Annotated in this window: 14 protein-coding genes; 10 read left to right on the top strand and 4 right to left on the bottom strand. The window is 37.8% G+C overall.

Translation table 11 applies throughout. From position 1 onward, the window contains the following. Positions 1-127: 127 nt before the first annotated feature. The 10 genes from WNY98_RS01810 to WNY98_RS01855 all read left to right on the top strand — a co-directional run bounded on the left by WNY98_RS01810 (position 128) and on the right by WNY98_RS01855 (position 16,960). On the top strand, positions 128-2,602 hold the full coding sequence (locus WNY98_RS01810) for a DEAD/DEAH box helicase family protein (protein WP_342876952.1): 2,475 nt from the start codon (positions 128-130) through the stop codon (positions 2,600-2,602). A 117-nt stretch (positions 2,603-2,719) separates the two neighbouring features. Continuing rightward, positions 2,720-4,192 (top strand): N-6 DNA methylase, encoded by a 1,473-nt coding sequence (locus tag WNY98_RS01815; protein ID WP_342876953.1) that lies wholly within the window; start codon positions 2,720-2,722, stop codon positions 4,190-4,192. Then, the gene (locus tag WNY98_RS01820) at positions 4,192-5,988 is read left to right on the top strand and encodes a restriction endonuclease subunit S (RefSeq protein ID WP_342876954.1); all 1,797 of its coding nucleotides are present in this window, start codon (positions 4,192-4,194) and stop codon (positions 5,986-5,988) included. Before WNY98_RS01815 ends, WNY98_RS01820 begins: the two co-directional genes overlap by 1 nt. A gap of 1 nt (position 5,989) precedes the next feature. After that, positions 5,990-7,660, top strand: a complete 1,671-nt coding sequence (locus WNY98_RS01825; RefSeq protein WP_342876955.1) for an AAA family ATPase — start codon at positions 5,990-5,992, stop codon at positions 7,658-7,660. Further along, entirely contained in the window at positions 7,657-8,514 is an 858-nt protein-coding gene (locus WNY98_RS01830; RefSeq protein WP_342876956.1) for a hypothetical protein, read from the top strand. The genes WNY98_RS01825 and WNY98_RS01830 overlap by 4 nt, the downstream gene beginning before the upstream one ends. A gap of 17 nt (positions 8,515-8,531) precedes the next feature. Further along, complete coding sequence (locus WNY98_RS01835; RefSeq protein WP_342876957.1) at positions 8,532-10,565, top strand: AAA family ATPase; 2,034 nt, start codon at positions 8,532-8,534, stop codon at positions 10,563-10,565. A 42-nt stretch (positions 10,566-10,607) separates the two neighbouring features. Continuing rightward, entirely contained in the window at positions 10,608-11,954 is a 1,347-nt protein-coding gene (locus tag WNY98_RS01840) for an McrC family protein (protein WP_342876958.1), read from the top strand. After that, positions 11,944-15,243: an ATP-binding protein gene (locus tag WNY98_RS01845; protein WP_342876959.1), complete on the top strand. Its 3,300-nt coding sequence runs from the start codon at positions 11,944-11,946 to the stop codon at positions 15,241-15,243. Before WNY98_RS01840 ends, WNY98_RS01845 begins: the two co-directional genes overlap by 11 nt. Beyond that, complete coding sequence (locus WNY98_RS01850; RefSeq protein ID WP_342876960.1) at positions 15,230-15,907, top strand: DUF4433 domain-containing protein; 678 nt, start codon at positions 15,230-15,232, stop codon at positions 15,905-15,907. The genes WNY98_RS01845 and WNY98_RS01850 overlap by 14 nt, the downstream gene beginning before the upstream one ends. An 18-nt stretch (positions 15,908-15,925) precedes the next feature. After that, positions 15,926-16,960, top strand: a complete 1,035-nt coding sequence (locus WNY98_RS01855; RefSeq protein ID WP_342876961.1) for a macro domain-containing protein — start codon at positions 15,926-15,928, stop codon at positions 16,958-16,960. Positions 16,961-17,330: 370 nt separating this feature from the next. On the opposite strand, the gene WNY98_RS01860 is transcribed toward WNY98_RS01855, so the two are convergent. The 4 genes from WNY98_RS01860 to WNY98_RS01875 form a co-directional block, all read right to left on the bottom strand. Then, the gene (locus WNY98_RS01860) at positions 17,331-19,058 is read right to left on the bottom strand and encodes an AIPR family protein (RefSeq protein WP_342876962.1); all 1,728 of its coding nucleotides are present in this window, start codon (positions 19,056-19,058) and stop codon (positions 17,331-17,333) included. Positions 19,059-19,404: 346 nt separating this feature from the next. Then, positions 19,405-19,644, bottom strand: coding sequence for a hypothetical protein (locus WNY98_RS01865; protein ID WP_342876963.1), 240 nt, complete (start codon positions 19,642-19,644; stop codon positions 19,405-19,407). Positions 19,645-20,047: 403 nt separating this feature from the next. Further along, complete coding sequence (locus tag WNY98_RS01870) at positions 20,048-20,644, bottom strand: DUF4303 domain-containing protein (protein WP_342876964.1); 597 nt, start codon at positions 20,642-20,644, stop codon at positions 20,048-20,050. Positions 20,645-20,765: 121 nt separating this feature from the next. Beyond that, positions 20,766-21,698 carry an exopolyphosphatase gene (locus tag WNY98_RS01875; protein WP_342876965.1) on the bottom strand — a complete coding sequence of 311 codons (933 nt, stop codon included), beginning with the start codon at positions 21,696-21,698 and terminating at the stop codon, positions 20,766-20,768. Positions 21,699-21,724: the final 26 nt, after the last annotated feature.

Below are 21,724 nucleotides of genomic sequence, written 5' to 3' on the forward strand. Positions count from 1 at the left end.
CGATTTGTTCTACCTTTTATTTTTGCTTATTTACCCTATTTTATATAGCATCACTAAATAGCATGAAACGCGTTGAATCAACGAGTTGTGCGCACTCATAGCGTAGTATTTAGGGATAGTTTAAGTTATGGATAAAAGAAAGCTCAGCGAAACCGATATAATCAGCAAGTTTATTCTACCCGCAGTTAAAACCGCAGGGTGGGACGACATAACCCAAATACGCCAAGAGGTTAAACTACGTGACGGTAAAGTAATCGTCCGTGGGCAACTTGGTGTACGTAAAACGGTTAAATCGGCTGACATAGTACTTTACCATAAACCCAGTATGCCGCTTGCTGTAATTGAGGCTAAAGCCAATAAGCATGAAGTAGGTAAGGGCATGCAACAAGCCCTCGATTACGCCAACTTACTTGATGTGCCTTTTGTATTTGCCTCTAATGGTGATGGCTTTATATTCCACGATAAAACCACCTTAATTTCAAATGAAAGTGGCACGCCTGATGCGCATAACCTTGAAACCGAAATACGCTTAGAAGACTTCCCATCACCTCAAGAACTGTGGACAAAATACTGTGCCTACAAGGGCTATACAGAATCGCAACTACCTATAATAAACCAAGCCTATTATGACGATGGCAGCGGCAAACACCCGCGTTACTATCAGCTTCAAGCAATTAATAAAACAGTAGAGGCTATATCGTCAGGTAAAGACCGCGTGCTCCTCGTCATGGCAACAGGAACCGGTAAAACTTATACCGCGTTTCAAATCATTTGGCGCTTATGGAAGTCACGCGCTAAAAAACGCATATTATTTTTAGCCGACCGAAACATATTGGTTGATCAAACTCGTATAAATGACTTTCAGCCGTTTGGTACTTCAATGACCAAAATTACCGGCAGAACAATCGACCCAGCTTACGAAATACATTTAGCACTTTACCAAGCACTAACAGGACCAGAAGAGTCTCAAAAAGCCTTTAAGCAGGTTGACCCAGACTTTTTCGATCTAATAATTATTGACGAGTGCCACCGTGGTAGCGCAAGTGAAGATAGCGCTTGGCGTGAAATACTCACTTACTTTAAAGGTGCTGCTCAAGTTGGCTTAACCGCAACACCCAAAGAAACCGAAGAAGTATCAAACTCAGACTACTTTGGCGACCCAGCCTATACATACTCTCTAAAAGAAGGTATTGAAGATGGCTTTTTAGCGCCATACAAAGTGGTACGTGTCGATCTTGATGTAGACCTACAAGGCTGGCGACCAACAAAAGGGCAGGTTGATAATAACGGTGAAGTAATACAAGACCGCATATACAACCAAAAAGACTTTGACCGCACAATGGTAATTGACGAGCGAACACAGCTGGTGGCCGAAACCATTACCAACTATTTAAAACGTACAGACCCTATGGCTAAAACCATCGTGTTTTGTAACGACATAGATCACGCCGAACGTATGCGCCGTGCCATTGCCAACTTAAACCCAGAGCAAATGGCAAAAAACGACAAATACGTGATGAAAATCACTGGCGATGACGAACTAGGTAAAGGCCAGCTCGACAACTTTATAAACCCTAAACGCCCATACCCAGTCATTGCTACCACCTCAGAGCTTATGACCACAGGAGTAGACGCTAAAACTTGTAAGTTAGTAGTGCTTGATCAAAACATACAATCAATGACCAAGTTTAAACAAATCATTGGTCGTGGTACCCGTATTGACGACCGCTACGGCAAGCTATGGTTTACCATACTCGACTTTAAAAAAGCCACCGAGTTGTTTGCCGATGAACGCTTTGATGGCACGCCAGAAAAAGTAATTAAGGTAACGCCCATCGACATTGAAGACGAAGACGTTGATCTTGAATCACAAGAAGATACAACCGGTGTCGAGCAGACTGATAGCGTATTCGATGATCAATCAACCGCTGACGATACAACCGATGCCAATAACGACACAATTAACGACCCTAAAGGCGATGGCACGCTTGATGGCGAATGGGACGACGAAACTAACAAAATGGTTAAGTACCGCGTATCAGGTGTTACCGTTAATAAAGTGGCAGAGCGAGTACAGTATTACGATACCGACGGTAAACTCGTTACCGAGTCATTTATAGATTACACCCGTAAAACCATGAGCAAGCAGTTCAGTTCACTTGACGACTTTGTAAAGCGTTGGAACGAGTCAGATCGCAAACAAGCAATCATCGACGAGCTTTCCGAAGAAGGGATTATTTGGTCAGCGCTTGAGGAAGAAGTAGGCAAAGACATGGACCCATTTGATATGATCTGCCATGTAGTTTACGACCAACCACCACTTACCCGTAAAGAGCGCGCAGATAACGTACAAAAGCGTAACTATTTTACTAAATATTCGGGTACCGCACACATCGTACTTGAAAACCTTCTGTTAAAATACGCCGATGTAGGCGTGCAAGAAATAGAATCTATGCAAGCACTTAAAGTGGCGCCATTTAACGAAATTGGCAGTCTAAGTGAAATAGTAAAAAAAGGCTTTGGTGGCAAACCACAATATGAGCAAGCACTTAAAGAGCTCGAGGCCGAAATTTACCAAATGCCAGTGCCTAAAACAGCCTAAAGTTATGTTTGCTGATGCTATGTATTAGCGTCAGCAAATATTAACCCATTTAAAGTAAACAGCTTTCATAGTCGCTTTTAGCCGCTGTTTATAAAAATAATCAAACAAGAGAATACTATGTCTATCAGTTCAGCTATTAAATCCATTCAAGATATTATGCGTAAAGACGCCGGTGTCGATGGCGACGCACAACGCCTTGGCCAAATGTCGTGGTTACTTTTTTTAAAAGTGTTCGACGCGCAAGAAGAAGAGCTAGAGCTTGAATTAGACGATTACCGCGAGCCAATCCCCGAGCAATTTTTATGGCGCAATTGGGCGGCCGATAACGAAGGCATAACCGGCGATGAGCTCTTAGAGTTTGTAAACGACAAGCTATTCCCAGAGCTTAAAAACCTAACCGCACCGATAGATAAAAATCCACGCGGCTATGTAGTTAAAGAGGCCTTTAGCGATGCTTTTAACTACATGAAAAACGGCACGCTACTGCGCCAGGTTATTAATAAGCTAAACGAAATAGACTTTACCGACTCAAAAGAGCGCCACTTATTTGGCGACTTGTACGAGCAAATACTAAAAGACTTACAAAGCGCAGGTAACGCGGGCGAATTTTATACCCCGCGCGCCATTACTAAATTTATAGTGGCAGTAACCGACCCAAAACTAGGGGAGTCAATCATGGACCCGGCGTGTGGTACCGGCGGCTTTTTAGCGTGTGCGTTCGACCATGTAAAAGCAAACTATGTTAAATCGGGCGACGACCACCAAATACTTCAAAAGCAAATACACGGCGTAGAAAAAAAACAACTTCCGCACTTATTGTGTACTACCAATATGATGCTTCACGGCATTGAGGTACCGGTACAAGTTAAACACGGCAATACCCTAAATAAACCGCTTTCAAGCTGGGATGACCAAGTAGATGTAATCATCACTAACCCACCATTTGGCGGCACTGAAGAAGACGGCATCGAAAAAAACTTCCCAAGCGACATGCAAACCCGCGAAACAGCCGACTTGTTCTTACAGCTCATTATAGAAGTGCTCAACACTAAAGGTCGCGCTGCGGTAGTATTGCCAGATGGCACCTTGTTTGGTGAAGGCGTTAAAACTAAAATTAAAAAGCTATTGGTAGAGGAATGTAACTTACATACCATAATACGCTTACCTAATGGCGTATTTGCCCCGTACACAAGCATTAAAACCAACATACTGTTTTTTACCAAAGGCACACCAACAAAAGACGTGTGGTTTTACGAGCACCCGTACCCAGCCGGTGTAAAAAATTACAACAAAACCAAACCAATGAAGTTTGAAGAGTTCAAAACGGAGCTCGAATGGTGGGGCAAAGAAGCAGATGGCTTTGCAAGCCGAACTGAAACAGAGCAAGCATGGAAAGTATCAATCGACGATATTATTGCCCGTAACTACAATCTCGACATTAAAAACCCGCATGTAGGCGAAGTAATCAGCCACGACCCACAAGAGCTATTAGCTGACTACTCAAAGCAGCAAGCCGACATACAAGCACTGCGCGATCAGCTTAAAGGTATATTGTCAGCAGCGCTTTCTAAAGATGTTGAGGGCAAGTAGTGGCTGACTCAAAAACACCAAGCACAAACGGTGAGCAGTTAATCACCGAGCATCTTGATATTTGGACGACCGCCATTGAGCAAAAATCGTCAGCAGGTCGAGGCTCATCTAAAAAGTTTTCACTTCACGGCATAAAAAAACTCCGCGAACTTATTTTAGAGCTCGCCGTACGTGGCAAATTAGTGCCACAAGATCCAACCGACGAACCTGCCTCAGTACTGCTTGAGCGAATAGCCGCTGAAAAAGCACAGTTAGTTATAGATAAGAAAATTAAAAAGCCAAAAAAACTGCCAGAGATTAATGAAGATGAAAAACCATTTGAATTGCCGAAAAGATGGGAGTGGTCGAGGTTAGGCGAGATAGCAAAAAAGCTGACGGATGGCTCTCATAATCCTTCTAGAAATAACGGGGAAGGATACCCTATGTTAAGTGGGCAAAACGTAAATTATGGCAAAATCGATTTTGCAAATCCTTCGAGGTACGTAGATCAAGAAAATTATGATAAGGAACACTCTAGAACCCTAGTTCAAGAAAATGATGTTCTACTCACTATCGTCGGTTCAATAGGGCGCTCGGCAGTTGTACCGTCAATGGCACCTAAGTTCGTATTGCAAAGAAGTGTTGCTGTTATTAGTACAGATTTAATCCCTGAGTTTATATGTAATCAATTTATATCTCCTATTTGTATGAGGTACTTTGATAAACACGCAAAGGGCACTGCTCAAAAGGGGATATACTTAGGGAAACTATCGCAAATGCTACTTATAATCCCACCATTGGATGAGCAACGACGCATCGTTACTAAAGTCGATGAGTTAATGGGCTTGTGTGATGCGCTTGAGGCGCAAACTGAAAATAGTATTGCGGCACACCAAACTTTAATTGAAGTGCTGTTAGAGGCCTTGCTGCAAGCGCCAGAGCAAAACGCAACATCCGAACAAGCCACAGTACAGTTCCAACAAAACTGGCAACGCTTAAGCGAGCACTTCGACACGCTATTCACCACCACCGCCAGTATCGACACGCTAAAGCAAACCATTTTACAACTAGCTGTAATGGGCAAACTCGTTCCACAAAACCCTGTTGATGAACCCGCCGGCAAACTCCTTGAGCGCATCGCAGCAGAAAAAGCCCAACTGATTAAAGATAAAAAAATCAAAAAGTCAGTTTCTACAGACTCAATTATTACTGAAAACTGTGATTGGTTACTAGCGGAAGGTTGGTTATCGGCAGAGTTACAAGACATTTGTAGGTTTATCGATTACAGAGGTAAAAACCCTAAAAAGTCATCGAGTGGTATACGAATTATCACAGCAAAAAATATCCGAAATGGATTTATAAAAAATGAGCCTGTTGAGTATGTATCTGAAGAATTATATGAGCAATGGATGGTTAGAGGTTTGCCTCAAAAGAGAGACGTGTTGTTCATTACTGAAGGCCACACAATGGGTTTTGTTGCACAAGTTGATCTAGATTACAAATTTGCCTTGGCACAACGAACTATATGTCTACAGCGTTTTTCAGACTTCAGCCCTGAGTATTTTCGCATTGCATTAACATCGAGCCAGTTTCAAAAGTCTGTTAAAGATAATGAAACAGGCTCTGCCGCTGGGGGAATTAAAGCGAGTAAGTTAAAGCGATTAAAGCTACCAATCCCTCCACTCGAAGAACAACACCGCATAGTCACTAAAGTCAATGAATTAATGGCACTCTGCGATCAACTCAAAGCGCGTTTAAACGACGCACAAACTACTAAGCTCCATCTCACCGACGCCTTAGTCGAACAGGCATCATAAGATGGAATCTAACTCATATAACGTTACTCTGTTTCCTAATAATGTGAACTTACCAAACCCTTTAGCAGGAATGATCTTAATACAACAATCAAGTAGCTGGAATGACTTTAGTTATTTGATAAATGCTAAATATAAAGCTCAGTCTAAAGAGAGTGCTGTACCAATTGAAGGCGATTTACTTATTGGGTTTATTCCTAAGGTAGAGACGGAGTCTGAGTTAAACGCCTTAGATAACGAGCAATATGAGCTATTAGGTAGCATTGATAAAGCTTTAATGTATAAATCAAATGGTGTTCAGTTTGATTTTTTTACCCACTTTCCGAATATGCAAGAATATCGCAAAGTTATAAAGGAATTGGGGGTAGAAGAAGCTCAACGTTTTCTATATTCATTGAATAATATAGTATTTCTTGGGCAAGATAAGTCTATTGAAGCGCAGTATAAATATAAAAAAATAACGCAGTTAGCGGTTTTTAGAAGAGCTTTTATGAGAAATTCGGAAGCTTTCTTTGCTTTCCATAACGCTGAAACCCTTTTGGCTGGAGTAGAGTTTGAAAATTACTCAGCGATAAGCAATCAATTTGATCTTCAATTTCAATTAGGTGGTTTTGAAAATGAGCATAAAATTAAATTCCGTTTTGGAGTTAATTCAAATCCAATTATCCCACATAGAATTAATGTTTTAATAGGTAAAAATGGACTAGGTAAAAGTTTAACGCTTAACAAGCTATGTCGAGCTATTTTACAAAGAGAAGAGCCAAGTTCTACAAAGCTTAATGATATTAATCATGATGAAGCTAAATTAATGTTGAATCGTCTGATTGCACTTGTAAGCCCAGGTGAAGCTAGTACAACTTTTCCTGGTGAATATGCGAACAATCAGAAAACTTATTATCGCAAAATTAACTTAAATAATAATGTTCCTGCGAAAGAAAGAAACTATATAGGACCACTGCTTGCTCAGCTATCAAGAAGTGAAGACTTGATTAGAGATGAGTATAGAATTGATATATTTAAGAGAGCAATATCAAAAGTTATTGATGTAGGCTTATTGTATATTAAAGCTGATGAAGAGCAATATCACCCACTAGAAAGGCTTGGAATAACAAGTGGCTTTTATGAGCAAGGCTTAATAATTAATGAAAATATTCAAACAAGTAAGCAGGTATTAATTAAAATAAATGATAGTTTCTTTCCATTGAGTAGCGGTCAATTAACATTTTTCCAGTTTGCCCTACAGTGTTGCTTATATATTGAAAATGGAACTCTTATAGTCTTAGATGAGCCTGAAACACATATGCACCCTAACTTTATGGGTGAGTTTATTGAATTGCTAGATTATATTTTAGAGCATACTGGTTCTTATGCTGTTATAGCCACACACTCACCCTATTTTGTTCGAGAGGTTGGGCGTGAGCAGGTCCATATTTTTTCAGCTAATAGTGAAGGCGTTATTAATATATCCACGCCTAGGTTAAGAACTTTTGGTGCTGATATAGAATCCATTTCACAATTCGTTTTTGATGAGGACATTGAAAACCGTTTAACCGATAAAATTTTTGAAAAAGTTAAGCATAAAAGCTTTGAAGATGTTGAGAAGGATCTAGGAGAAGAATTATCGCTTGGTGCTTTGATGGATTTAAAAGCTAGGTTTGAGGAACTTGAACATTGAAAAAGCTGACTCCAGAGACAGTGAGGGATCTAAGTCATTTAGATAAGTTAGCAGAGAATGATAAGCTACACCTAACATCATACCCAGAGCTGAGTAGGCAGAAGGAGTTAGTTGTTCAGGCTTATAAAGACTATGACACTAATTGTGGAAATCCTTGGTTAATCACAAGCCCTATAATTTGTGAAAAGTTAAAAGCAGGACTACTTTCTCATTATTCATCCCCGCCAGGCTCTATAGATTATTTTGACAAAATTACTAATTCATCGCCTGATGTATGCCCTATGTGTGGTGGGTTTAAGCCGTTTACAAAGGATCATCTTTTACCAAAAGCCGATTATCAGGTTTGGTCTATTTTTTCAAAAAACTTAGTGCCTGCGTGTGACTGTAATTTAAAGCGAGGTTCCGCTTTAAAAGGTGACGCAGCTACTCAGGCAAGGGTTTTGCATCCATACTATGATCAATTTCTATCTGACAGACTACTGAGTTGCAAAATAATACCCCGTAATAATTTTAAATTTTTTGATTTGAAGCTGATATTTATAAGCCCCGAACATCCTGAAATAGCATCAATCAAATTTCATACTTACAACATTGTTATAAAATCTGGAGTTGAAAGTTGGTTAAAGAGGCAGCTAGGTAAATTAAAAATAAAACCATCCAATGTCATACAAACACTACCAAGGCGAAAGCAAGTTACAGAAGTAGACGTTATTGAGGCTCTTAAAGATTGCTTAGAAAGATACGACGAACAAACAGGTACATGTAATAACTGGTATTCAATACTTTGCCACGGACTACTTAACTCTGAAGGTATGTTGGGTTGGCTGATGGAAATGCACAATAATACTCTCTAAGATTAAGGAAAATAAAAATGAATGATTTTAGAAAACGTCTCCTTGAGGGGCTCAGTAAGCCATTTGAGGTTAAGCCTGTTTCTGATAATTCGGCAGATAACTATTTATCAGGCTTAAATCGTATTGAGGAAGATTACGGCAGTAAAGTATTTAACTTAGAAATACCTGCTTTAATTGATTTATATGACATATATAAAGTTAATGGTAATAAAGAAGAAGTTGGAAATACTTATAATGGTGCCGCTAGAGCAGCACTAAAAAAGCTATTAGATTTTAAAGTTGCTGATTTTTTTATCCACTTTATTGGTCAGAAAGAGTTTGTCGAAGTTATTCAAAATGAAAAGCATAGGAATGAGCTAGCAAAATTTATATATACACTTCATAAAAAGGGTTTTGATTGGTTTTTTACAGATAATAAAAGATCACCATTGAAAGCTGGTAGAAAAAAGAAGAGAAAAAAAATTGCAACACAGGGGTTTGTAAAAATCGCCTATTCTAAAAGTAGTTATACGGTTAGTTACACTTCTCCAAGCGTAAAAAGTGAGTATGGAAAAGAGCCGTTTGATCTAGAAAAGATTGATTATAATGATATTAAAAATGAAAGTTATGGCGCGAATTTTTTAGCAAAATGGCCTCCTTATGATGGTATAGGGTTGCTGCCTGCTGGCTACTCTAAAAATAGAGAGCTAACGAAAAATTCAGAGGGAAAACCTGTTTCTTCTCCGAACGGCAGATTAAAGGAAGTTAAAATGAGCAAGAACGTTATTTACTTCGGCCCACCAGGTACTGGTAAAACATATACTCTTCAAAAACGTTTAAAAGAAAAATATACAGGAACAGGAACTTCTGAAGAGCTAGGTGTTTGGTTAAATAGTAAATTAAACGATTTAAGTTGGTTTGAAATTATTACGCTTATTTTGTTGGCTGCAGATAACGATTTATCTGTAACAGATATTGTGAATCATGAGTATTTTACAAAGAAGTTAGCGCTTAATGGCAGAACTGCACAGTTCCGTCAAACTGCTTGGTCTGCATTGCAAGTCCATGCGATCAGAGAGTCTAAAACTATAAAGTATGAAAAGCGAACTGAACCTTTAATTTTTGATAAAACTGAAAAGAGTAATTGGTTTATAGTTAATAAGGGTGATGAGCTATTAGTGGGCTATAAAGAGCTACTAAATGAGCTTAAGGCAGGTCCCCCTGTCGAAAAAGAAATAAAGCGCTTTGAATTTGTGACCTTTCATCAATCGTATGGGTATGAGGAGTTTATTGAAGGTTTAAGGCCAGTTACTAATGATGATGGCGATATTAGCTACGTTGTAAAGCCTGGTATTTTAAAGCGCCTATGTAAACGTGCGGAAGCTGACGCCAACCATCAGTATGCACTAGTGATTGATGAAATTAACCGAGGCAATATTAGTAAGATATTTGGTGAGTTGATAAGTCTTATTGAAATAGATAAACGGGCTGGTGAAGAACATTCACTTACAGTTACTTTGCCATACTCAAACTTACCTTTTTCGGTACCTAGCAACCTCGATATTATTGGTACTATGAACACGGCTGACCGCTCTTTAACTCATATAGATATTGCGTTAAGACGCCGCTTTGAATTCATAGAACTAAGAACTAAATACAAATTATTAAAAAGTGATGTAGATGGTATTGATGTAAGAAAGCTCTTATTTACTATTAACAAACGGATAGAACTTTTATTAGATAGAGAGCACATTATTGGCCATGCTTTATTAATGAAAGTTAGTAACTTAGCGGATCTTAAACAAGTATTTATCACTAATATTATACCGCTACTGGAAGAATACTTTTTTGAAGATTGGGACAAAATTAAGCAAGTATTTAACGGCAACAGATTTGTTTCAGAGCTCAAAGATGCTCATACAACTTGGCTTGGTGACTCTGATGAGTATGCAGCGAAGTCTTACTTTGTAGACCGTAAAGCTTTTGACGAGATTGAAAACTATACAGCTGTTTATCAAGGTATTGATGACAAAAATTTTGCCGCGCTTTTTTCTGAACAAGAGCAAAACTAAGGAAGGTTTATGCGTACATGGTCTGTTTATGAGTTTTCTCGCTTGTATAAAAGTAATATTACTAAATATGAGGGTGATCATTTAGACCTAGAGCACTCTCAATTTGAAGCGCTCAAACAGCTGTTAACTTGCAGTGAGGCAGACCATGATAAGTTATTTAGATATGGATTTGAAAAGCGACAAGAGGTATTAGTTTGCCAAAACTACGTTGGTGTAATTTGCTTACCTTGCGGCGACCAAATTGAAATATTGCCTAAAACACATCGAAAAAGCGTAAATAGTGAGAGTGATGAAAGTGGTATTGATAGTAATCGCTCTAACCTCATAAAGATGTTAAAGGCAACACAGTATTTACCAGGTAAGGTTGCTGACGATGCATCGTTAGATATGGCTAAAATGCCGTTACTTGATGTATTCATACAATTGTTTTTGCAAGAAGTAAGCTTATTAATTAAGCGTGGTGTTGCAAGGCAGTATGAAACGCACGAGAGTAATGAGCCTTTTATTAAAGGTAGAATACTGGTTAGCCAGCAAATCAGGCATAACTTAGTTAATAAACACCATCACTTTATAGCCTTTGATGAGCTGACTACTAATCGCCCTGAAAACCGTTTAATTAAAAGTGCTTTGCTCTGGTCGCTCAAGCGCGTGACAGCAAAAACGCAACATCTTTGCAGGGAGTTACTATTTCATTTTGAAGAAGTAACAAGCTCAAAAGCTATGTGGCAGGATCTCAATGCTTGGCAACGGGGCAGGCATTTGTCTCACTATGAAGCGATTAGGCCGTGGATCGAGATGATTTTTAAAGATCAAAGCCCTACATCGATAAACGGTTCTAAAAGTATGTTGTCTATATTATTTCCGATGGAACGCGTATTTGAGGATTACGTACCAATTTGTTTAAAAAAACAATTCAAAGAATATGACATTAAAACACAAACTCGCAGTCAATATTTAATAAGCCATACGCCTAGTGATAATAAAAAACGCACTAAAAATGGTAAGCTTTTCAAATTAAGGCCTGACTTGCATATTCAAGCGGAAAATAAATTAATTATTGGTGATACTAAGTGGAAGGTGATTGATGAAAACTTACCTAAAAAAAAGTATGGAATAAGTGAGGGCGATATATACCAGATGCTGGCCTATAACCAAACTTACCAGAAGGGTGAATTAGAGCCCGCAGTGATTTGGCTGATCTACCCTATGACAGCTAAGTTTTTAAAACCTTTGCCTGATTTTATTTTTGATAATGGGCTTACACTCAAAGTATTACCTTTTGATATTGATGGGTCGGTTTTGAAACTTATTGATAGAAATATCATTTCAGATACTTTAGATGGGCCAGTAATAAAAAATGAAAAGGATCTTCTATTTAATGAATTTTGATAAAAACCATGCATTAAAGGTTCTGCAGTTTTGGCTGCAAACTGAGTTTTTTAATACCTTTGATTTAAAAAATATGCTACCAGGCGCTGATGATGGTTTTTTACAATACACAGCAAGTGATTTAAAAAACGATCCAAATAGTTTGCCTTGGTTTAACCGTCAGCAAATTCGTTTGGCTGGTAAAGATTATCATCCGAATAAAGCATATAGCTATACTCTTTATATTGGCATTTTTAATCGTAACGAGTTTGCACAGCAGACAAAAGAGTACTTTAAAGGTTTAGCCGATAATCACTCCATAAATTTACAAAAAGAGGAGGACTGGGAACAGCGACGTGATGATGGCGGTATTACTTGCTGTGCTAAAATTAAACTAAATGCACAAGCGGAACTTAAGCTCGACTCTCTTGAAATGTCTACTGCGCCATGGGCTTTAGGGAAATTGTTAAAGGGTGAAATAGATAGTCTGCGAAAAAGTGACTTTGACCAGGATGTAGAGGGCTTTTCTGATAAATTAAAAAAAATTCATCAGTTAGCTAGTAACATCAAACACGAAACGAATATAAGTGATGCATTTACCCATTTTGAGCTATTTGAAATCTTAAAGTTTTTGTCCCAGTGGGCGGGATTCAAACCAGATCAAACATGTTATTCCTTAATAGTGCAATTAAACAAAGCACCCAGGGAGCCCGCCCCTGAAAGTTCAAAATTGATTTCTGATGCTGCCTTAGAAAAGTTACGTAAACTTACTGATTTATTAAAAGAAGATAGCTCGGATGTTGAGGAAGTAGCCGCAGAATCTGTCGAGCAGCTTGATTCTTCCACTAATGAAAATGATGTACCTATACTCAATAGTTTTTTTATTGAAGATATAGCCCGTTCTATCAAATTGGTTGAAAAGAATGAGCTAGATACTAGTTCTCCGTTGTATTCATATTTACTTAATAAACCTAACTATTATGCAGATTTATTGAGTAAATCAGGCGAGAGTATCATTAAACAAAAGCTTTCTCATGATTATACGCCCTTAGGGCGATGGCCTGATAGTGCTAAGCATACTATGAGTTTAATGCAGCAGTTTTCGATAAATACAGCTAGTGAACATATAAAAGCTGGTGGCTTATATTCAGTGAACGGTCCGCCAGGTACTGGTAAAACAACTATGCTGCGAGATATTATTGCGGCTAATATTGTAAAGCGCGCAAAAGTGCTGTCTCGATTAAAAAGCGCTAAAGGTGCATTTTCTAAAACAAAGAAAATAAAAATAGGTGATGAGGCCTCTTCAATACAAGTACTGAAACCTGCACTCACCGGTTTTGAAATGGTTGTTGTTTCTAGCAACAATAATGCTGTTGAAAATATCACGAAGGAGCTGCCTCAAATTAAGGCGCTAGGGAATGAGTTTAATTGCTTAACCTATCTTCAATCAGTGGCTCAAAAAGTAGCAGCCGATGTTGAAATAAAACAAAAACGTTTAATAGGTCTTGAAGAAAAAGATAACTGTTGGGGCATGATTGCAGCTGCATTAGGAAATAGTGGCAATAGAAAGCGCTTCACGAATAAAGTGTTCTTCGATAAAACAGATAAGATGCAGACCGATGAGGTCTCTAAAAGCTATACAACTTTGGTTGATGGTATTAAATTATTAAGCCAAAAAGGCGAACCTGAAACATTATTTAAAGATGCACAACAGCTATATGTAAAAGCGGAAAAGGCGGTAAATAAAGCGATAGCAGATTTACATCGTTTAGAGGCGCTTACTGGGTTAAAGCATAGTTTAGAGCAACTAAAGCAAAAGTGCTTAGAGGGTGAAGTCAGCTATAAAAAATGTCATTTTTTTGCATCAAAGCTTCATCAGAAATGTTTGCCTTGGTGGCATTATCGTATCTTTAAAAGCTGTAAACTAAGGGTGTTATATAGTGTATTCTGTTTACGAGTTGAACAAAGAAAGAGAGCTTTTGAAGCTTTAAAAATCCAAGTAGTAACACTCGAAGCTAAAGTACATGCTGAGGAGAGTGCGTGTAAAGAAATTCTGGCGCTTCATCCTGATGTGATGTTTGTATCAGCTAACGATGACTTAGATACAACAGTCCACCAGCGCAAGGCGTTTGGGCACAGTCAAGCACTTAATAAACTTCGCTCTGAATTAACGATTGCAGCTTTTAACCTGCATGAAGCTTGGCTAGTGGCGAGTTACAATAATGGCCTGAGTCAAACTCTCAATAAACTCCCTGATTTATTGCAAGACAAAATTACTAAATCAGACGATGCGAAATTAATGTGGCAATTGTTTTTTATGATCTGTCCGGTAGTCTCTTCTGCGTTTGCATCGGTAACGAATCAGTTTTCAAGCTTTGGGCAAGGTGATATAGGTTGGTTATTTATCGATGAGTCTGGCCAAGCCGCACCGCAGCTAGCCGTTGGGGCATTATTACGAGCAAAACGTGCTGTAGTTGTTGGCGATCCACTACAAATTGAGCCTGTATTTACTATACCGCCAGACATAGTTGAATTTTTGGGAGAGCGTTTATTACAAGATGATTGGCTTGACTGGTCGCCCTCTTTGACTTCAGTGCAGGAACTTGCCGATAGAGTAAACCCTTACGGAACTTCGCAAATAGCATATGATAAATGGCTGGGTAGCCCTTTGCGTGTGCATCGTCGTTGTAGTGATCCTATGTTTTCAATATCAAATCAAATAGCTTATAACAATAAAATGATTCATGGTTTAGATGATATAGCTGAGACAGAGTCATTTATATGGGGCCCTAGTAGCTGGTTTGACGTTAGTGGAGCAGAGCAGAGTAAACATTTTGTCCCTGAGCAAGCTGAATATGTACTCTCAATGCTTTATGATTTCATCAATAGAGAAGATCATTTACCTGACTGCTATATCATTTCGCCATTTTCGAATGTTAAAAAGGGCGTGATTAAATACCTCAATAAACATTTTTCACACCAGCAATTTAGTGAGTCCGAGTTTAAAACTTGGCTAGTTGGGCGTGTAGGAACTGTTCATACGTTCCAAGGTAAAGAAGAAGAATTAGTAATTTTTGTTTTAGGTGCAACTGATAGTGCAGGGGCTGCTAAGTGGGCTGCTAGTAAACCTAATTTACTCAATGTTGCTGTTACAAGAGCTAAAAAGCGAGTTTATATAATTGGCTGCTATAACCAATGGGCTGGACTGCGGTATTTCACTGATGCAATAGGTTTGCTAGAACCTGCGGATAAAATACATGCCGATAAAAGAACCCTTTTAAAAGGACAAATCGTTTATGACCATGCCTAGACCTGTACGAATATTTCATATTACTGCGATTGATAACTTGTCGATGATTTGTCAGCACGAAGCATTGTGGAGTAAAACGAAGTCAACTGGATTAGGTATTACATACAATAATATTGCACATAAAGGCGCGCAAAGCACTCGTGCTAACAAAAAGGTGATTAACCCTCCTGGTGGAAGTATTCATGATTATGTGCCTTTTTATTTTGCACCACGTTCACCAATGTTATCTGCAATTCATAATGGGCGAGTAGAGGGATGTAAGTATAGTCAAACAGATATTATTTATTTCGAATTAACAATCGAGGAAGCTTATCGCTCAGGTATGCGTGAGTATATATTTTTTGATCGAAATGCGACTATTGCGTATAGCAAACCAAGTACGGACTTAAAACAATTACATACATTAATTGACTGGGAACTTCTAACTGAACAGCCTAGTTTAGATGGATATTGTAAATTTTTTCATGCAGTGCCTACTAACCCTCGATATACACAAAGGCTAGAAAAACGTATGGCGGAATTTTTGATAAAAGAGCAAGTACCACTTAATTGGGGAGTACGAATTTGTGTAGCTAACCAAACAAAAGCGCAAGAAGTTAATGCTATTTTGAGACGCTTTGAGTTAGACTTGCCAGTAGTTGTTATGCCAGCTTGGTATTTTTAAGAGTTATTTTGGGGCTGTATGAGTATTAAATCAGTAGAGGGCAATCTTTTACAACAGCAAAATGTTGATGCTATAGTCAATACCGTTAATTGTGTTGGCGTTATGGGTAAAGGTATTGCGTTACAGTTTAAAAAGAAATGGCCAAGTAACTACAAAGCTTATGCGACAGCCTGTAAAGCTGGAGACGTTGCCCTAGGTAAAATGTTTATTTTTGAACTGGGTGCACTTGTCACTCCTCGGCTTATTATTAATTTCCCAACAAAAGGTCATTGGTGCAGTGATTCTCGCTTAAAAGATATTGAGGCGGGTTTACAAGATTTGGTTGCTTGCATTAAAGAGTTAAATATTCAATCTATTGCTATTCCACCTTTAGGTTGTGGTAATGGTGGACTCGATTGGGAAATAGTAAAACCTTTAATGTTAAGGTATCTGACTAACATTCCAGAACTTGATGTTTATTTATATGAACCGACAGATTCTATAAAAGCACAAGACATGCAAACAAGTACCCCTAAGCCAAAAATGACTCCAGGTAGGGCTGCAATTTTAGCTCTATTACAATCGTACCAATCAGTTAGTTATGGCTTATCAAAAATTGAAGTGCAAAAGCTTGCCTACTTTTTACAGGCAGCTGGTGAAGATATGCGACTTAACTTTGTTAAAGATAAGTTTGGTCCTTATGCTGATGCGTTAAGGCATGCTTTAAATGCAATGGATGGTCATTATATTCAAGGTGTTGGTGATGGGGTTGTTGAGTCAGAGATCCGTCCAGTTGAAACTACACTCGAAGATGCAAAGTTATTTTTAGCAAGCTCTAACCCTGAAATAAGTTCTAGAATAGCGCGTGTTACAGATTTAATTGAAGGGTATGAGTCACCATATGGTGTAGAGTTATTAGCGACAGTTCATTGGGTTGCTAAACAAGAGCATGCAAACACACCTGAGCAAGCATTTATGGCTATTCAAAATTGGAATGAGCGTAAGAAGAGCTTAATGTCTTTAGAGCATGTAACTTCCTCGTGGGAGCAACTTAAGGGTCATGGTTGGTTATAGCAGATAAAGTTAAAGCTGCGCCTTTTATAGGTGCAGTATTTCTTTATGCCCCAGTAATTAAATATAGAAACTTCCATAACTATTCTTCGATATTCAATTTTTAATTATTTTTACTTATTTTCTTACATCGCATTTCAAACGAGTGGAAATGAAATTTTGTTACACTCTATGTTACACCTTTCGGTTTTAGTGTTTGCTAAATAACTTTAAATCAACAGCTTGGCTTGTTGTTTTGGTGGTTGCAGGGGCTACCGATTAAATCAATGACTTACATTTATTTTTCCTTCTTATTTAATTTCTGTGTAGAACATATGTAGCAGTTGCAAAGGTTAAAAACCAGTGTAGGTTTTAACTAAACTGGTCACTTATTTTATTTTTTAGTTAACTCTTTATCGAATTCAGCTACGAAGCTTTCAGTTCTTATATGGTCTCTCACTTTCTCGCGGGCTGTAATCGTAATGCCTGATTTTTCAATAATTGTTTCGAGAATATTTGCCACTTGTTCTATATGCTTAGCAAATTGTTCGTGATTTTTAAGAGTGGTAGTTAAAAAATTGATTATAGGTTTTTGTGTTTTACTTGTAGCTTCCAATAAATCTGGTTGATCTTTATGAATTCTGACAAGCGCATATAGAGCATAGTATTTAAATATTGCTCTAGTTCTATCAACTTTGCCAGTTCTAATAAGGTAATCGAATTTATAGAGTGCTAAGCCTGCTAAATGATAGAGTTCTACATTGTGATCTTCTGAAAATATTTTACTAGAAAACTCTTTTCGGATTCCTCTATAATCTCGAGCAGCTCTATTTGGTTGATAAAAGAACATTGCTGCAACTACTTTCATCAAATCAGTTGGTTTTAAAATCCTTGTTCTTTCAATTTGAATGTCTCTATATTGATTATCTCTCCTCTCAATATAGATTTTTAGCTCTGCCACTTGAGCTGAACTGTATTCTTCGAGATCTTTCATGAATGGTCTTAAAGCCCAAAATTGATCCTCTCTTACTTCATTCTGTTGATTTGTTCCAATTATTACGTTTGAGACAAACTCTACATCACTACAACCGATTAACCTCAATGGAACAGAAATATTTTCTACTTTATCTCGCATATGAGCTAATATATTTGTAGTCTGACAACCATTTATTATTTGATAATCTTCAAGAGTAAAGGTATCACTTTTACGATCAATACTTTTTGAAACGACTGTTATACCATTGTTTTTAAATACAAAGTCACTCCCGTCGCCAGAGTTTATTTCAGCAGCAATAGCTTTATTAATATCGGATTCAGGGTTGAAGTCACGCACATTATCGTAGAACAAGCTTTTGTTTATATGGCGGTTACCTTCATTATCTTCTTCACCAAGAACAATCCCCAGTATTTCCGATGCTGGTACATAGCCAATATACGCTTCATCAACTTTCTCATGGCTAGGCATGGTTACAGCCTTTTGAAAATTTAATTTAGCAGATGAGGAGTTTGTTGCTGAACGAAAGCCGTTTTGTATTACTTTGGCTCCAGGGCATTCAATATATATTTCATCGAAAATATTTAATTCATTTAATCGTTCTTTATTGGAATCAATAAGCGTTTGTATTGGACTTGCTATTTGACCTGATCCTGTTGTGCAGTAAAAACATCTTAAGATGGGGCTAGTTTTGGCTGCTTTTGAGTATATTTGATCTTTAATGTCACTTAATTCTTCAAGTTGACTACCAATGAATAAGTTTTGATCAGTAAAAAAATCGTTAATAGCATCTAGAAACTTTGAAATATTACCGTAGTCTAACTTATCAGATGTTTTAGATTGAAAAAAATGAAATTCTGCAGTGTGATTTTTACCATGTGAAAGTACTTCTTTTGCTTCTTCTATATCTGTGCAAAGAGAACCTTGTATGTAGATAGCAATACCATCAATTCCGAATTCAGAGCCTTTTAAATGTACTCTAAAAGGGTCTATATTCTCACTTAGAATCCCGTTCTCAACTGAGAAAATAGACATAACTTCGAAAGAATCAGCCTCATTCAAATTTTCATTTGGGTTCATTTCTTTGAAGTTTTTTAGTTGAGCATTAATTATTGGATTAATAGCCATATTTAATTCCTTATAAATTAGATCTTTACCATACGCTAACAATATTTATAGTCAATAATATGGCATCAATAAATTATCAGTACAGTTATTTACAGAACTTCAAGTAAGAGCCTTTTTGCCATTCTGGCAAATGGTAAGTTAAAGGTAATTTTTGGCTTTTTACTGGTGTTCGATATGATCAAAGCTTAGTTAAGAGCTTTAGCTATTTGAGATGTTAAATTTAACTGCAATTTTATTTAAAAGTGATAGCTTTAGCTCTTATTGGGTAATGAGGAGCTTTAGCTAATACGTTCTAGCTTTAGGTTATGCTTTTTCGGCCTTCCATAAATAGTGCTGCCTAGTGCTACTACCTCGTAAAAGCGGCTTTACCTGCGAACCACAGTTTAAGTATGAGTTCACCATCGTAATAGCTTTGTAAGCACTCGCCAGTTTCCTCTACTATGTTTAAATTGGTGTGTAATTTGTTAGGTCTATCTTTTAGCTTTGTGTGTAAACCGCCCATAGCGAGTATATAGCCTTTCCAATCGCTGTTATCAGCAGCAAAGCGAGCTTGTTCTAATAGGCTATCTTTTTTATCATTAAACATAGAGCGCAAACGTCTTAATTCGCGCCAAACTGATACGCTAGCACCGCCAATTTGTTGAAACTGACGTATGCACCAACACGATGCCCACGCATCAATACGTTGCGCTACAAGAAGCGAATCGTTACCGAATTTATCTTCGCCTACACCTTCACCATCTATATTTTTCGCTATGTATTTTAAAATATAGCCAGTTGCAGAGCCTTTGTTTGGGTCTATTTATTTAAAGTCACAGCGGTTTTCGGCTGCGCCTTTTTCGTCACCATCAACTTCTAACGCGTAATGGCGAATAATTTTTTTAATGCGTCTAGCTTTTCGCTCTCAATAAAAAACAGCACATGCTAATGCGGTGTTTTATTTACCTTCCCCATACTTCATGTATAGCGCATGTGTAGTAGTGTTGCACTTATTGATTAAAGGCGTTTAAAGCTTCTTGCTCACATTTTTCACGCTCTGAAACCATGGCTTCAAAGTCGGCTTGAATTTGTGCTAGAACAGTTGGTGGGTTAAGTCGTTTGATTCTTTTAAATTGAATGCTTTCTTCTTCATCATAGGCGAGTATTGCTAAAGTGATTTTTTCGCGTTTGATACCATTTGAAAATATTCCTTCGGCATCTAATTGTATGAGCACTTTTTCCATTGTCGTAAGCCATTGATGCCAATTATCCATTGCTTCTATATCTGATTGAAACAAATCAATGCTGTCTTCTAGTTTTTGGCACTCTAGAGTTGTTTCATCAAAGTATTCGGAATAATCCTCAAACATCGGGTAGTCTTCTGGATTCCATTTAGCCATGTAAAAGCTACTTACATCGTTGTTGTACTCTGCTTCAAATACTTTTTTTAAATCCGATAAGGTATTAAACATTGGCAGTAGTGAGTAGCTACCTGTGTGGTAAAAGCCCATTACATAAAGATCGTTACCGTATTTTTGTATAATGTTTTTAAATGCTTTTTTGGTATCTTGATAAAGTGTTTTTTCGAAGTTTTTAGTATCTAACATGAGTTCATTATTTCTTTTATTATTACAGAAATTTATATGGAAAAAGTGAGTGATTAAAACTCACCATACTAAAATAAAATAACCAGAGCTATTATATAACTCTGGTTATTGTAAGTTAATATTAACCATCACTTGTAATTGTATCAATTAATTCACTAAGCACGGCTTCAGATTGACTTGTTTCTACTTGGCAAGTACCTGCATTTAAATGACCACCACCGCCGTATTTAAGGCACAGTTCGCCAACATTGGTGCTTGAGCTGCGGTTAGTGATTGATTTACCAACAGCATACACTACGTTTTGCTTTTTAAGGCCCCACATTTTATGAATCGAGATATTGCAGTCGGGGTACATGGCATAAATAACAAATCGGTTTGTGGCGTAAATTGTTTCTTCTTGGGTTAAATCAAGGACGACTAAGTTTTTATGGACGGTAGCGCATTGAGAGATTTGCTCTTTGGCTTTTTCGTTATGCTCGTTATATAAAGCAACACGTTCGGCTACGTCTTCCATTTGTAGGATTTCTTCGATGCTCTGATCTTTACATGCATCAATGAGTTTCATCATTAATTGATAATTTGAAATTTTAAACTCGCGAAAACGGCCAAGGCCTGTTCGCGCATCCATAATAAAGTTCATTAATACCCAGTCGGTCGGGTTTAATATTTCATCTTTTGAAAACTGAGCAGCATCGCCTTTATCTACCGCGTCCATCATTTCAACAGAAATATTTGGAAGTTTTTCAGCGCCGCCATAATAGTCATAAACTACGCGAGCTGCTGATGGGGCTTCTGGGTCAATAATATGATTTTTTATGTCGCTTGAGTTACGTACTGTTTCGCTAAGATGATGATCGAATGCTATGTGACAGCCTGCAACGTAGGGGAGGTTGGTCGTAATGTCGTTTTCGGTAATGTCTATTTTGCCATCTTGCATGTCTTTTGGATGAACAAATAAAATATCATCAATTAGGTCTAAGTCTTTAAGCAATACGGCACAAACTAAGCCATCAAAATCGCTGCGAGTGACTAGTCTAAATTTATTATCGGGCATAGCTATTCCATCTTTTTTAATTGAAT

The organism is Pseudoalteromonas sp. AS71 (genome assembly GCF_038900275.1).
Classification (GTDB): Bacteria; Pseudomonadota; Gammaproteobacteria; order Enterobacterales; family Alteromonadaceae; genus Pseudoalteromonas.